The 14347-nt window shown below is 60.3% G+C and carries 15 protein-coding genes; 4 read left to right on the forward strand and 11 right to left on the reverse strand.

All coding sequences use genetic code 11. The features are described from left to right. Nucleotides 1-125 precede the first annotated feature (125 nt). Complete coding sequence (locus ACYU70_RS08935) at nt 126-482, forward strand: hypothetical protein (protein WP_342298702.1); 357 nt, start codon at nt 126-128, stop codon at nt 480-482. Between the two features lie 85 nt (nt 483-567). On the opposite strand, the gene ACYU70_RS08940 is transcribed toward ACYU70_RS08935, so the two are convergent. The 7 genes from ACYU70_RS08940 to allB all read right to left on the reverse strand — a co-directional run bounded on the left by ACYU70_RS08940 (nt 568) and on the right by allB (nt 6574). Beyond that, on the reverse strand, nt 568-2007 hold the full coding sequence (locus ACYU70_RS08940; RefSeq protein ID WP_342298700.1) for a DUF6986 family protein: 1440 nt from the start codon (nt 2005-2007) through the stop codon (nt 568-570). A 109-nt stretch (nt 2008-2116) separates the two neighbouring features. Continuing rightward, entirely contained in the window at nt 2117-2455 is a 339-nt protein-coding gene (gene uraH, locus ACYU70_RS08945; RefSeq protein WP_342298698.1) for a hydroxyisourate hydrolase, read from the reverse strand. Next, on the reverse strand, nt 2452-2961 hold the full coding sequence (uraD, locus tag ACYU70_RS08950; protein ID WP_342298696.1) for a 2-oxo-4-hydroxy-4-carboxy-5-ureidoimidazoline decarboxylase: 510 nt from the start codon (nt 2959-2961) through the stop codon (nt 2452-2454). The genes uraH and uraD overlap by 4 nt, the downstream gene beginning before the upstream one ends. After that, entirely contained in the window at nt 2948-3220 is a 273-nt protein-coding gene (locus ACYU70_RS08955; protein WP_460615966.1) for a hypothetical protein, read from the reverse strand. The genes uraD and ACYU70_RS08955 overlap by 14 nt, the downstream gene beginning before the upstream one ends. Before the next feature lie 10 nt (nt 3221-3230). Beyond that, entirely contained in the window at nt 3231-3977 is a 747-nt protein-coding gene (gene allE / locus ACYU70_RS08960) for a (S)-ureidoglycine aminohydrolase (RefSeq protein WP_342298694.1), read from the reverse strand. Between the two features lies 1 nt (nt 3978). After that, complete coding sequence (locus ACYU70_RS08965; RefSeq protein WP_342298693.1) at nt 3979-5232, reverse strand: allantoate amidohydrolase; 1254 nt, start codon at nt 5230-5232, stop codon at nt 3979-3981. Nucleotides 5233-5236: 4 nt separating this feature from the next. Continuing rightward, complete coding sequence (gene allB, locus ACYU70_RS08970) at nt 5237-6574, reverse strand: allantoinase AllB (protein WP_342298691.1); 1338 nt, start codon at nt 6572-6574, stop codon at nt 5237-5239. 276 nt (nt 6575-6850) lie between these two features. Between allB and ACYU70_RS08975 the strand changes: the two genes are divergently transcribed. Then, a complete protein-coding gene (locus ACYU70_RS08975) occupies nt 6851-8269 on the forward strand; it encodes a urate hydroxylase PuuD (RefSeq protein WP_342298688.1) in 1419 nt (472 codons plus the stop codon). A 1-nt stretch (nt 8270) separates the two neighbouring features. Then, a complete protein-coding gene (locus ACYU70_RS08980) occupies nt 8271-9281 on the forward strand; it encodes an XdhC family protein (protein ID WP_342298685.1) in 1011 nt (336 codons plus the stop codon). 101 nt (nt 9282-9382) lie between these two features. On the opposite strand, the gene ACYU70_RS08985 is transcribed toward ACYU70_RS08980, so the two are convergent. The 3 genes from ACYU70_RS08985 to ACYU70_RS08995 form a co-directional block, all read right to left on the reverse strand. Next, on the reverse strand, nt 9383-9997 hold the full coding sequence (locus ACYU70_RS08985) for a DUF4136 domain-containing protein (RefSeq protein ID WP_342298682.1): 615 nt from the start codon (nt 9995-9997) through the stop codon (nt 9383-9385). 221 nt (nt 9998-10218) lie between these two features. Then, nucleotides 10219-10815, reverse strand: a complete 597-nt coding sequence (locus tag ACYU70_RS08990) for a histidine phosphatase family protein (protein WP_342298680.1) — start codon at nt 10813-10815, stop codon at nt 10219-10221. Between the two features lie 221 nt (nt 10816-11036). Beyond that, nucleotides 11037-12920: an ABC transporter ATP-binding protein gene (locus ACYU70_RS08995; RefSeq protein WP_342298678.1), complete on the reverse strand. Its 1884-nt coding sequence runs from the start codon at nt 12918-12920 to the stop codon at nt 11037-11039. Between the two features lie 140 nt (nt 12921-13060). On the opposite strand from ACYU70_RS08995, the gene ACYU70_RS09000 reads away from it, so the two are divergent. Then, nucleotides 13061-13561 (forward strand): hypothetical protein, encoded by a 501-nt coding sequence (locus ACYU70_RS09000; RefSeq protein WP_342298675.1) that lies wholly within the window; start codon nt 13061-13063, stop codon nt 13559-13561. Between the two features lie 211 nt (nt 13562-13772). Here the strand turns inward: ACYU70_RS09000 and ACYU70_RS09005 are convergent, their stop codons facing one another. After that, nucleotides 13773-14051, reverse strand: coding sequence for a DUF1294 domain-containing protein (locus ACYU70_RS09005; protein ID WP_342298673.1), 279 nt, complete (start codon nt 14049-14051; stop codon nt 13773-13775). Nucleotides 14052-14347: the final 296 nt, after the last annotated feature.

A 14347-nucleotide genomic window follows, 5' to 3' on the forward strand; every position in this document is an offset into this window, starting at 1 on the left:
TTTTTCACTTTAACACTTTCGCTCACATGCAACTACGTCAACTCTTCGCAGCTAGCGCCGTCCTGGCTCTTTCCCTGATATTTGCGCCGGCCGCGGTTGCGCAGAAAATGCCGTCCGCTCGCGCAATGGCCACTACTGGCGATACGGTCTGGGTTATCGTGAACTCGGTGAAGCCCGACAAGCGCGCCCAGTACGAGCGGTTTGTCAACGAGCTTTTCTGGCCTTTGGCGGCGAAGATGAGCGCCACCGACCAGCGCACTTTCCGTCAGACGCGCGTTCTGAATGCGTACCGGCCCGAAACCGACGGCACATACTCCTACATGTTTATCATGGACCCCGTGCTGCATGGCCACAGCTATGACATCCTGAAACTGCTTGAAAAGGGATACGGCAAGACCAAAGCAGCCGAATACAACAAGCTTTTCACCGAAAGCCTGGCCCGGCCCCAGAAGCAGTACGCGGTGGTGCAGTCTCGCTTCTAAGTCCTTGCGCCAACAAAAACCCCCGTTGCCCCAGTCCCCGCGTAGCAGGAACCAAGGCGACGGGGGCTTTGCGCATGCCGGCTGGCTACTTCGCTGCTTTGGCGCGACGTCCTTCCAGAATGCGGAAGAACGAGCGGGTCTGCACCTCTTCCAGCGTCAGGCCAGTCGCCAAAATCTCCTCTTCCGAAATGGCGCCGCAGTTCAGGGCTTTCAGGAAGAAGTTGAGCAGGCCCTGGCCGGTGGCGGCATCGTCGAAGATGTCGCCGGTAAGGGTAGAAATGGCGGCGCGCTCCACGAAGGTTTTCAGACGGAAAACCGCGTCGTCGTAGCTGCTGAGGAAGAAGTTGTAGGTGGCGGCGTAGCGCATCGGCAGCTGCGCGGGGTTCAGGTCCCAGCCCTGGTAGAAGCCGTTGATGAGCGAGTGCGTGCTGTGGTGGTACGCTTGCCGCCAGGCGTTGTGTACCGACTCGCGGTTTTCGCGCAGCTGGGCAAACGTCAGGTTGTCGCCGCGGTGCGGGCCGATGGGCATCACGTTGGTAGCCCCATCCGAGAGGAAAATGCCGGTGCCGCCGAGCGCCACTTTGGTCATGTGGTGGGCGAAGTCATTCACCGGGTGGCCCATGGTCTGGTACTTGGCCGTGATGCCGCAGCTGGCGGTGTAGTCGTAGGTGCCGAAGTGGGCCGCGATGCAGCGCCCCTCGCTGGCCCGGATGATGCGCATAAGTGGGTTGCGCCCCTCCTCGTCCATGATGATTTGGGTGGCCTCCACCATCGTCTCCATTTTGAGGGTGCCGGGGGCCAGGCCGTTGGCCTTTTCCAGCAGCTCAAACAGGCGCACCATTGTGGTCATCTGCTCCGGGATGGTCACTTTGGGCAGCATCACCACGAAGTTGTCGGGCAGCTTGCCGCCGGTTTCGGCCAGCAATGCGGTCAGGAAAATGTCGAGCGTGCGCACGCCACGCTGCTTCAAATCTTCAGTGAAGGGCTTGATGCGGATTCCGATAAACGGCGAGAGCGTGCCCTGCGTCATGCCTTTGGCTACTTCCTTGGCAGCACGCACGGCGGTTTCGTCCTCCTCCGCATCGGGCCGGTTGCCGAAGCCATCTTCAAAATCGACGCGGAAGTCTTCCACGGCCTCGCGCTTCAGCTTCGCCACGATTTTATTGTAGACCGAGTAAGCCAGCCAGGCGGGCTCCTGCTTGCGGTCCTCAGGGCTCATGGCGTCGAGTTTCGCCGTCAGGGCGGCTACGTCGGCTTCGAGGTGCGGCAGGTGCTCGTGGTTTTTAAACTGGAGGGCGCGGGCCAGCTCCACGAAATTGGGAGCGTAGGTGAGCAGGTTGTTGAGGGCGATTTCGCCCATTTTCACGCAGGTATCGGCCTTGAAAAGATTGGCACCGCCGTACACGGTATGCACGGGCTGGCGGTCGGGCCGGTCGCCGGGGTAGGTGTGCTGGAATTTGATATTGGCCGCGCCCAGCTGGTCGAGCAGGGCGGCTTTGTCGGATTCGGGTAAGCTGAGTTTCATGGTGGGAATTAAGATGTAGCGCGAAGCTCCAGCTTCGCGTGTCGTTGAACGATAATCGTGGTAATGGCGCGGACGAAACGCGAAGCTGGAGCTTCGCGCTACATCGTTCTCACGAGCCGCGGTAGGTGGAATACCCGAATGGATTCAGCAGCAGCGGCACGTGGTAATGCGCGTTTTCAGCCACGTTAAACACGATTTCCACGAAGGGATAAAAATTCGCCGTGCCGTCTTGGGCGAAATATTGCTGGGTGTAGAACTTCATTTTATACACCCCCAACTCCACCTGTTTTTCCTTCGGCAATAAGTCGGGAATACGGCCATCGGCGTTTGTTTTGCCGCGCGCAATTTCCTGCCAGTCCTCCCCCACTTGTTGCAGCAGCGCAATGCTGACATTGGCCGCCGGCTTGCCCTTGGTGGTGTCGAGAATATGAGTGGTTATCTGGCTCATGCGGCGAGGAGTTTTTCGAGGCGAAGGCGGGTGATTTTGTTCTGTTCGCCGGCGGCGATAAGGATTTCGTCGGCGGGGTCATTGGTGAGGCGGGCTTGCAGTAGGGCCAGCATTTCGTCGGCCGTTTTGCCTGTGGCGCACACGATGAAAATGTAGCCAAACTTGCGCTCGTAGTCTTCATTACCAGTCGCCAACGCTTCCAGCGTTTCCTGCGAAGCCTGTTTCACAGAGGCCTGCTCGCCCTCGGCCCAGGTGCTGGTGCTGGCGAATTTGGCGCGTAGCGCTTCCACATCGCCGCCAATTTTGGGGTGGTGGGTGAAGGCTTCGCGCCAGTCGGCTTCGTCCAGCTTATTCCACGCGGTGTTGGCCTCGTCCATCAGCGTTTCGGCATCGGACACGGGGAAGGCGGCGAGCATATTTTTCACCCAGGCAGTCGAGCCGCAGCACTTTTGCAGGGCTTCGGCGAGGGCGGGTTTGGGAAGATTATTGAGTTCAGAGAGGGTCATTTATTCCATTATAACGTTTCAGCAGCTCCACTTTAGCTTCTTCCAGCGTAGCTATGAATTCATTTAAATTGATGGTAATAGAGTCCGGCAGACCGTAGTTGACACTAGCGTGGTTGTGAAAACTGACACTGAATTCACCTATTTCAGTATCAATAGCGCAGATATAAAATTTGGCGTAATACACCTCTGCACACAGATACTTACCGTCTGTTGCGCTTGACAAGTCAAACCAAAATTCCTCGGGCGGCCAATTTCCCATGGTGATATAATTAAACCATCGTTGGAAACCGGTTTACATTCTTGTAATAGATATAAACCGACGGCTCCTGGCCCATGGCCGTGGCCCACTGCTGGCAATACGGCCCCATCCAGATGGAATCGCCTTTTTTCACCGGGTACCAGCACTGGTCAAGCATATAAATGGCCTGGCCTTCAAGGTACATTAGACCGTGCTCCATGATGTGGGTTTCCACCATGGGCAGGTTGCCGCCGATGCCGTAGGTGAAGATGTTCACGGCCATATCGAAGCCCGGCACGTTCGGCAGCAGCTCTTGGATGCGCAGGGCCTCGTCGTTCATGTAGATGGGCGCTTTGCTGTAGTCGCGCTCGCCCCAGAAGATGCCCGGCGTGGCGTGGCCGGCCAGCGGCTCATACACTTTATGAAAGGTCAAAAGCTGCGTGCCGGCTTCGGGTTGACTGAATTCATAAGTCTGACTTACGGGCACATACACGTACTCGCCCACTTTCAGCGTGCGGGTTTCGCCGCCCACGGTGGCCGTGCAGCCGCCCTGCACCACGTAGAAGAAAATCTGCGAAGCCTCGGTTTCGCCCTTCACATTGCCGGCCTCGGTGAGGGTGATGAGCGTTTGGCAGAGGCGCGCGCCCATCTGCTCGTTGATGATGACGTTGGTGGTGCAGCCGGTCCAGCCGGGCACGTTGCTGTTGATGTAGCCATCGGGGGCGATGATGGCGTGGTTGCGCTTCACAACTGAGCGCGTCAGGGCGGACATTTCCATATTAACGGGTGGGATTTTGAGTGCGGAGAAGGGTGATGAATTGGTCGGCCACGGCGATGGCGGCGGCCAAATCAGCCAGTTCTACATTCTCCAGCGGATTGTGACTGATGCCTTTGTAGCAGCGAATGAATAGCATCGTAGCGGGCGCCACGAAAGAAACGGGCACGGCATCGTGGCCCGCGCCGCTCACCAACGGGATGGTTTCGTAGCCACTGTCGGCGATGGCCTGAGCCAGCAAAACGTTCAGATTAGCATCGCAGGCGACGGGCGCGGTTTGCTGAATCAACTTCCACTCCAGCACCACGTTGCGCTGCACAGCCAAGGCTTCGGCGTGGCTGCGGAGGAAGTCGTAGGCCTGGGCCAGCTGCTGCTCGTCGGGACTGCGCAGGTCGAGGCTGCACGTTACTTCGCCGGGAATGACGTTGCTGGCGGCGTGGCTGATGGCCAGCTTGCCCACCGTGGCCACCAAACCCTGGCCGTGCGCCTGGGCAAATTGCTCGGCGATGAGCACGAACTCGGCGGCGGCGCAGAGGGCATCCTGGCGCATGTTCATCGGCACGGTACCGGCGTGGCCAGCCATGCCTTTAAAAGTCAGTTCCACGCGCTGCTGGCCGGCAATGGCCGTCACCAGAGCCACCGGCACGTTCCGTTCCCAGAGCACCGGGCCCTGCTCGATGTGCATCTCAAAATAGCCCAGCCACTCGGCGGCCGGAATGGCATCCAGCGTGAGCTGCGAGGCATCGGCGTCCATGGCCACCAGCGCCTGGTCTAGGGAGATGCCGGCTTCGTCGCACCGGGCCAGCAGGGCGTGGTCGAAAGCCCCGGTCACCACTTTGCTGCCCAAGTAGGTGGTGTGAAAGCGCACGCCTTCCTCGTCGCTAAACGCAATCAGCTCGATGTGAAAGGGCAGCTCGGCTTTTTGTGCCAGCAGGTTTTCCAGCAAATCGAGCCCCATGAGCACGCCCAGCGGGCCGTCGAATTTGCCGGCGTTCACCACCGTATCGATGTGCGAGGCCAGCACGAAGGTCTTGGCATCGGGGTTCGGGCTTTCCAGGCGCGCGCGCAGGTTGCCAATGCCATCGACGCGGGTGGGCAGGCCGGCGGCTTCGAGCCAGCTTTGCACCAGGTCGCGGCCTTCGAGGAAGGCGGGCGTGCCGAAGGTGCGCGTCACGCCATCCGCGTCTTCGCTGATGGCCGCCAACTCGTTGATGCGCTGCATAATTCGCTCAGCGCGTGCCGTGTATTCCTGCTGCATTCCGCTACCGGGTTAAAAATTCGCCGTGGTTGAGGTGAGTGAAATTGGGGCGCTGAAAAACCTGTTCGCCTTTGAGAAAAGTTAATTCCACCACGCCCGCCAATTCCTGGCAAATGTAAGGCGACACTTTGTGTTTGTGCAGAATCATGTCTTCGCTCACCTCAAAGTTCTTTTCGGGGTCGAAAACGATTAAATCCGCATCGAAGCCGGGCGCGATTTGACCTTTTTTCCCGCTCTGGCCGGCCAGCTTTGCCGGGTTCGTGCTCAGCCATTTCACAATATCGGACAAGCTGGCTCCGCGCTGGCGGGCGGCCGTCCACAGCACCGGCAGGGCAAATTGCAGCGAGGCAATGCCGCCCCAGGCCGTCGTGAAGTCCCCGTTTTCGAGCTGCTTCAAGTCGGGCGGCGCGGGTGAGTGGTCAGTGGCCACGAAATCAATAACCCCGCTCTGCAGCGCCGCCCATAGCTGGTCGTTGTTCGCCTTCTCGCGGATGGGTGGGGCGCACTTGAACTGCGTCTGGCCGTCGGCAATGTCCTCGGCGTTGAAGTAGAGGTAGTGCTGGCCGGTTTCTACCGTCAGCGGCAGGCCCTTGGCCTTGGCGGCGGCAATGGGCGCAATGGAATCGGCCGACGACAAATGCACGATGTGCACCGGGCAATTAAACTCCTCGCACAGGCGAATCATCATGGCGATGGCATCGTCCTCCCACTTTTTGGGGCGTGATGCCAGGTAGTTCGGGTACGAGCGGTGGTCGTTTTTTTTCCACTCGTCGTTGTCTTCCGACAGCTCGCAATGCACCAGCAGCGGCAACTTATACCGCGCCAGAATGGGCATCACCCGCCGCAAATCATCCTCCGTGGCATTCGGAAAATCATCAATCCCCGAGTGCGTGAGAAAGGCCTTGAAGCCGAGTACGCCAGCCGCAATCAGCGGTTCAATCTCCTCGGCATTGCCCGGCACCACGCCACCCCAGAAGCCCACGTTGGTGTGCAACTGGCCCTTCGTAGCGGCTTTTTTCAGTTCTAAATTGGCCACCGATGTGGTGACTGGCGCGGAGTTCAGCGGCATATCTACCAAACTGGTGAGGCCGCCGGCCAGTGCGGCGCGGGTGGCCGTATCGAAGCCTTCCCAGTCGGTGCGGCCGGGCTCGTTGATGTGAACGTGCGGGTCAATCACGCCGGGGAGGATGGCGTGGGAGCCGACATCGATGAGCGTGGCGCCGGCCACGTCGGCATCATGGGGCAGCACGGCGCTGATACGGCCGTTTTCGACGAGGAGGGTGGCGGCGCGCTCGCCTTCAGGCGTGACGACGCGCTGGCTGCGCAAAGCAAGAGTTGACATGAGTAGGGAATTTGGCGCTAAATTGGGGGCTTTTTCCCGGTTTAATTAATTGGCAGGGGCCACATGGTGGCATCCTTTTGAAAGAACGTCATGCTGAGCGCAGCCGAAGCATCTCGCGTGCAGTAGTAATCTAATCGTTGAACATCTAATCGGTCAATGAAAAGATTTAGTTGCGGCACGCGAGATGCTTCGGCTACGCTCAGCATGACGTTCCAGGTTTTTCCTTGATACTCCCTACTCCCTCTACCCAAAATTCCCCTATTACCCGCTTACCATATGCTTCAATACATTACCCTGCTCTCCCTGATACTGGCGTTTCTGCTGCTGTTGGGCGTCATTTTCGCCCTCCAGCGCGTGGCCAAAACCCGGCCCGATGGCGGCGTGGTGGGCGAAGGCGGCTCTACGCTGCAAGGCTATTCTTACCTACTGATTCTGCTGGCCGTCATCGCGGCGGTGGGCATCGCCTACGTGCTGGCGCGTGATACGCCCTGGGCCGGGCACATTCTGGAATGGCTCAACATCGTGGTGCGCCTCATGCACATCACCTTCGGCATCGCCTGGATTGGGGCGTCGTTCTATTTCGTATTCCTCGAAAACGCCCTCAACCGCACCGACAACGTGCGCGAGGAGCTGGCCGGCAACCTCTGGGCCGTGCACGGCGGCGGTTTTTATTATCTGGAGAAATATAAGTCGGCCCCAAAGGTCATTCCCAAAAGCTTGCACTGGTTTAAGTACGAGGCGTATTTTACCTGGCTTTCGGGGTTCAGCCTGCTGTTTGTGGTGTATTATTTCAACGCCAGTTCGATGCTGATTGACCCGCGCGTGCTGGATATTTCGCCGCTGGCGGGCGTGGGCATTGGCGTGGGCTCGTTTGTAGCGGCCTGGCTGATTTATGACGGACTGTGCCGCACGGCGCTGGTACGCAGCAAGTGGTTCATTGTCACTGGATTTATCATCGCTACGGCGTTTGCGTTTTTCTATGCGCAGGTGTTCAGTGCGCGGGCGGCCTACATCCACTTCGGGGCCATGCTGGGCACGCTGATGGTGGGCAACGTGTTTTTCACCATCATCCCAGCCCAGAAGGCCATGGTGAAGGCTGCCACCGAAGGCACGCCGCTCGACCCGCAGCTGGGCAAAAACGCCCTGGCGCGCTCGCTGCACAACAACTACTTCACGCTGCCGGTGCTGTTTGTGATGGTCAGCAACCACTTTCCCAGCACTTTTGGGCACTCATATCCGTGGGCCATTCTGGCGGCCATCACGCTGGGCACGGCCGGCGTGAAACACTGGCTGAACCTGCGCGAAAAGCATCAGACCGATACGGCGGTGTGGGTGCTGCCCGCCGCCGTGGCTCTGCTGCTGGGCGTGGTGTTCGTGACGGCCCCGCCGGCCCAGTCGGGCAGCGCGGCCGGCGGCAGCGCCTGCACCGAGCAGGTGACGATGAGCCAGGTGAACATGATTGTGCAGAAGCGCTGCATCCAATGCCACTCCGCGCACCCGACGGACGACGTGTTCAAATCACCGCCTAACGGCGTGGTGTATGACACGCCGGAAGACATCATTCGCCTGAAAGACAAAATCATGCAGCGCGTAGTCGTTACCAAGACGATGCCCCAGAACAACAAAACCCAGATTACGCAGGAGGAGCGCGACCTGATTGCGTGCTGGATTAATCAGGGCGCCCAGAACAAGTAAGATGCCCGCCTCGCCCCGCGACCTGCCCGTTTGGACTCTCGCCGCTGCCAGCCAGCAGGCCGGCACGCCCGTGGCCCTGCTGGCCGTGCTGCGTAGCGAGGGCAGCAGTCCCGGCCGCCAGGGGTTCAAGATGGCCGTGACGGCCGATACCGTGGCCGGCTCCATCGGCGGGGGCATTATGGAGCACAAGTTTGTGGAGTTGGCCCGCCAGCGCCTGCAAACCGGCGAAATCACACCGCTGCTGCGACCCCAGATTCATCGGCGGGAAGCGCCGGCCGACCGCTCCGGCATGATGTGCTCGGGCGAGCAGGACGTGCTGCTCTGGCCCCTGACTGCAAACGACTTAGCGACCGTATCCGCCATCGGAAATGCTTTGCAAACGCTCAGCGGCGGCTTTTTGGAATTGAGCGCGGCTCATGGGTTCCGGTTTCTTCCCGCCGCCACGGCTTCTGAATTGGCTGATGAAGTTGCAACGGAAACGGAATCAACCCATTTCTACAACTACCAGCCGGGCGCGGCGTGGCGCTACCGCGAGCGGCTGGGCTTCCGCGACCAACTTACCATCGTGGGCGGCGGGCACGTCAGCCTGGCGCTGTCCAACGTGGCGGCGGCGCTCGATTTTGAGCTAACCGTGCTGGACGACCGGCCCAACCTGCCCACGCTCGAAAGCAACCAAGCGGCGCACCACCGCCGCGTCATCGACTACGAAAAGGTGGCCGCCGAAGTACCTGCCGGCCCGCACCGGTACGTGGTGGTGATGACCGTGGGCTACCGCACCGATGCCGTAGTGCTGCGCCATTTACTGCGCCGCTCCTACCACTACTTAGGCGTGATGGGCAGCGTGGCCAAAATAGCTGAGCTGCGCCGGGGCCTGCGGGAAGAAGGCTTTTCGGAAGCGGAGATTGCGCGGCTGCGCGGCCCCATTGGCCTGCCCATCCAGAGCCAGACGCCAGAGGAAATTGCCATCAGCATCGCGGCTGAGCTGATTCAGGTGCGGCGGGCGAGGCACTAGGCACGAGTACCCCGAAATTTTATTTCGGCCCGTCAGAACATCATTGTTGTCGGAACGTCATCGTTCACACGGCCCGAAATAAAATTTCGGGGTACTCGTGCTTAGCGGTCTGTGTCGCTGGCCTCGTTGTTGGGGACGGTGCCGTTGGCAAATTCTTCGGTGAAAATGCGGTAGCGGTCCAGGATGGAGCGCACGGAGCGGCGGAGCACAACTTCGCCCATGGGGCCTTCGGGTACGGTCACGCCCGAGGCGTAGCCGTTCCAGACGGCGCGGTTGGTTTTCACGTCGATGAGGGTGACCAGAAGCGTGCCCTCGGCCAGTAGCAAGCGGATGGGCTCGTAGCCCTGGCGCTCTTCCTTGGGCGTGTCGTCGGTTTCCTCGATGTTGCGCTTAATCCACTGGCTGAGGTCTTCCTGCTGGAAGCCGTGGAATTTCATATCGCCCTGATACACCCGGAAATTCACCAGCATATCGGGCCGGCGCTTGGCCCGGCGGTAGCCCTGGGCCAGGAAGCGCTGCTGAATGGCTTCGCGCACCGACTGGCCCAGGGCGCTGCTGTCGGAGGTGAGGCCGGTGCCGGTCACGAAATCGTAGGTACGGTAGTGGCGAAAATTGCCCCGGTAGCTATAATCCGAATCAACCCGGGCTTCGCGGGTGGCCATGCAGCCTGTGAGGGCCAGCACGACGAGTGCCAATAATGTAGTAACAGGCTTCATGACTAAGGGAATTCTCGTGAGGCGATGGAATTACCAATTTACGAAACCTTAGGCACTTAGGCGCTTACACCCGGCGAAAAAATTATGAACATCCGCCCCACGGCCTGCCAGCCCCGATTACTCGGCAACCGGCAGCTTACATCACGAGCTGCCCGGCGCAGCGCCTGCTCTGGCCGGCCGGGCTTCGCGCCCGCCAAGCTCCCCGGACCGGCATGCCAGGCTTAGCCCGGGCAAATTGCCGAAGGGCGGATGTGCTGCCGGCTTTTGGCCAAAACCGGATGCTTGGCTTTGCCCTTAGCCCCACCGCCGCTGAAGCTGATGGTCCAGATGCTGTCGAAATCGGTATCGGGCCAGTCCGACACGTTTTCGAGGCCCAGGTCTTTGGTGATTTCCACGATGTTATCGTGCTCCCACACCACCAGCACCGTGCCCCGGAGCTTCCGCAGCTGCCGGGCAAAGGCTTTGGTGTTTTCCACCATAAAGTCGCTGTTGATGGTGAGGTTGTGTTGCACGGCGTAGGGCATCACGGTTTGCAGCATCCGCACGCGGGTCGTGTCCTTGTCGTTGGTGCCGATGACGGGCACGAAGGTGAGGTTGGGCGGCGAGAGCATGAGCTGATTGAGCACGGCGGGCAGGGCCAGCGCCCGATTCAGGCCGGCGCAGGAAAGATTATCGCCCTCGGGCGGCTTCTCGCCGTGCCGGATGATGACGATGCGCAGCACGGGCGCGGGCGGCACGACTGCCGCTTTCGGGGCAAACGGCGGGAGTTTGGATATCAGATACAGCCGGGCTTTATCGGAATCGGTGAGTTTTGGCATGGTGGAAGCGATACGGGAAAACGGCCGGGACGGCCGCAAGGTAGCGGGTGGGTGGTGCCGAGGGCTTATTCAAAAAAACCCAGAACGTCATGCAGAGCGCAGCGAAGCATCTTTACCGCCACCACTAATCCTTTTGATTGGATTACGTTGCGCGGTAAAGATGCTTCGCTGCGCTCTGCATGACGTCCTTTTATGACGTTCCACTACCCCGCTTCCTTCTTCTACCGATACCCGGCGGCCTGCAAGGCAAACAGCTCCGCGTAGCGCCCGCCCCGGCTCAGCAGCTCCTCGTGGCTGCCGATTTCCACAAACTGACCGTTTTCGATGACCAGAATCCGGTCGGCCATGCGGACGGTACTGAAGCGGTGGCTGATGAGGACGGCGGTTTTGCCCTGGGTGAGCTCCTTGAAGCGCTGGAAGACTTCGTACTCGGCGCGGGCGTCGAGGGCGGCGGTGGGCTCATCGAGGATGAGGAGCTGGGCGTCGCGCATATAGGCGCGGCCGAGGGCGATTTTCTGCCACTCCCCGCCGCTCAGGTCCACGCCACCGTTGAAGCGGCGGCCAATCATCTGGTCGTAGCCGCCGGGCAGCTTGGCGATGACGGTATCGGCGAGGCTCTGGTGGGCGGCGGTTTCGATGCGGGGCTGGTTGTGGCGCTCCTCAATGCGGCCCACGGCCACGTTTTGGCCAGCCGGCAGCTGGAAGCGCACAAAATCCTGGAAGATGACGCCAATTTCGCGGCGTAGCTCGGCCGGGTCGTACTCGCGCAGGTCGTAGCCATCGAGCAGGATTCGGCCTTCAGTGGGGTCGTAGAGGCGGGCCAGGAGCTTCACCAGCGTGGTTTTACCGGCCCCGTTTTCGCCCACCAGCGCCAGCTTTTCACCGGCTTGCAGAGTGAAACTCAGGTTGCGAATGGCCCATTTTGTACCATTCTTGTACTGGAATCCGACGTTTTCAAACTCGAAACCCTGCTTAATGGGCCGGGGGAAGGGAATGGGCCGCTCGCCGTAGAGCGGCTGGGTGACGATGCGCGGCCGCAGCGCAAAGAAGTCGAAGAAATCCTGCAGATACAAGGCCCCGTCGGCCACCGAGCTGAAGCGGCTGAGGATGCCTTCGAGCAGCCCCCGCAGCCGGGCAAACGAGCCAGCCAGGAAGGTGAGCTGGCCCAGCGAAATCTGCCCAGCCACGGTGCGGGCAATGATGTAGACGTATGCGCCATAGTAGCCGGCCGCGCCGATGGCGGCGAAGAGCGTGCCCCAGCTGGCGCGACGCAGCACGAGGCTCTTGTTCTGGCGGTAGAAGTCGTCGGACAGCTCGCGGAAGCGGGTTATCAGGAAATCGGAGAGGCCGAAAATCTTCACTTCCTTGGCCGTTTCGTCGCTGGCGCCGGTCTGGCGGAGGTAGTCAAGCTCGCGGCGCTCGGGCGTCCAGGAGTGCGAGAGGGAGTAGCTGCGCTCGTTGAAGTGCGACTCGCCGAGGAAGGCGGGCACCACGGCCAGCAGCAGCAGCCCCAGCAGCCACGGCTGAAAGGCGACGAGGCCGCCGGCCAGCAGCAGCAGCGTCACGAAGTCCTGGCCCTGGCTGAGGACCTGGCTCATGAGCACGGTGCGGGAGAGGGTTTGGCGGCGGGCGCGCTCCAGCTTGTCGTAGAAGGTGCTGTCTTCGAACTGGTCGAGGTCTAGCTCGGCGGCGTGCTCCATGAGGCGGATGGACGACTGGTTGGCGAACAGGTCGCCGAGCAAGCTGTCGAGCAGGGCCACGCCGCGGCCCAGGGCATCGGCCAGCAGCACCAGGCCGAACTCCAGCGCCACGAGGGTGAGCACGGGCGTGAGCTGCCGCGCTGCCGCGGGCAGCTTGGTGAGGGCCACCACATCGTCGATAATCAGGCGGCCGATGTAGAGCGTGGCCAGCGGCAGAAACGCCCGCAGCAGGCGCAGCGCGATGTTGCCCAGCGCCAGGCCGGGGCTGGTGTGCCAGATTAGTTTCAGGAAGGCGGGCAGGTGGCGCAGGGCCGATACCCGCTCGCGCACGCTCACGGCGGGCTTTTCGGGGCCGCGCCCGCCGTTGGGATTCTTGGCGGAAATGGATTTCAGGAATTCAAACATGGCCCGGGCTGGGGCAAGCTTGGGGCCGGGTTTGGGGGGCGGCCGTTTTGGCAGGGGAAGTTTACTGCAAGCCAATATATTGCGACATCATTTTAGCCCCCCTTAGCTTTACATCCATCCACGAATTACTTAACACCTCAGTGCTTTACTTCAGCAGCCCTATTCGTTTCTTAGTGATGATGTCACTTGTTGGGGTAGTTGGTTGCTCCAAAAAGGAAACTCCAGCTGCAGCTCCTGCCCCGAATACCGGGAGTTACGTACTGGATGGCAGTGCCAAAACGTGCAACGCGAAAGTGTATATACATCCTGGTACTCCTTCCCCACTTGGTAGCTTCGATGTGCTGGAATTACAACTCCTCACCATTCCTGTACCGCAAGCCGGAGCAGAAACACTCTTATTTAACTTCGTCAAGCAAACCGGCGACCCCACCTCCGCTTATCGACTTTCCAGAGTTATTCTGAACAATGGGGCCTACCCGCAAAGCAGGTGGTACTCAACCAATGTCAATTTCACACTGGCTGACATCCCTGGCGGTGGGTTTACTGGCACCTTTTCGGCACTGTCCTCCGCAGGAGTTCCCGCTGCTGGCGACCCTAGCAGCGCCATTACGACAGGTATTTTTACCAATGTTCAGCCCTAGCAATTGTTGAATTAATCTATCTTACAAACCAATCAACCAATACGCTCCACCCACAATACTCCCAAGAAGCCCCAGCCCCGCCAGCGGCTGGGGCATCTGCATGGCACGGCCCGCCGAAAGCCGCTATCGGCCCCAACCTTGGTACGAATGATTCCACCGATGCGGGCGCTGCTGCATGCGCCAACTCCCCGCAGGCAGCCGGTTGACCCGTTTAAAGCGTTGCCTGAAAATAGGGCCACGTGAAATAGAGCACTGCCCCTTGCAGCAGCGTCAGCCCCAGGGTAATGCCCCAGAAAGCGGCTTTGCGGTTTTTATGGTGCAGCAGCCAGATTGCGGCCCACGCGCCGGGGGCCGCGCCGGGCAGCGTGGCGAGGTGCAGCGTGTTTTCGGCAATGCGCCGCTGGCCCCGTTGGGCTTTGCGTTTATCCAGGAAGAAGAGCAGGAAACACAGTAGATTGAAAAACAACAGGCAATTCAGGAGGATTTTCATGGGGCGGGCCTTGCGGCTTGGGCTGGGCGGGGTTTTGGCCGGGGTGGTCGCGGCACGGGTTAGGCGGGTTCAACAAGGGGCGAAGTAGACGGGCTAATCGCAGTTTGGCCGACGAAGATGGCACCAGCGGAGCCGCAAGTTATGGCCCTCGACTGGCGCGAGTTTAGCGGAGCGTAACTCGTGACCAGCCATGACGCGGAGGCTGTGCCTCCGCTGCCGCGCCAGCGGCAATTTGGTACTGTGGCTACAGGCTTCCACTAGTGCTTCGTGCTATTGCGAGGCACAGCCTCGCCCGA

It is taken from the genome of Hymenobacter segetis, from assembly GCF_054776495.1.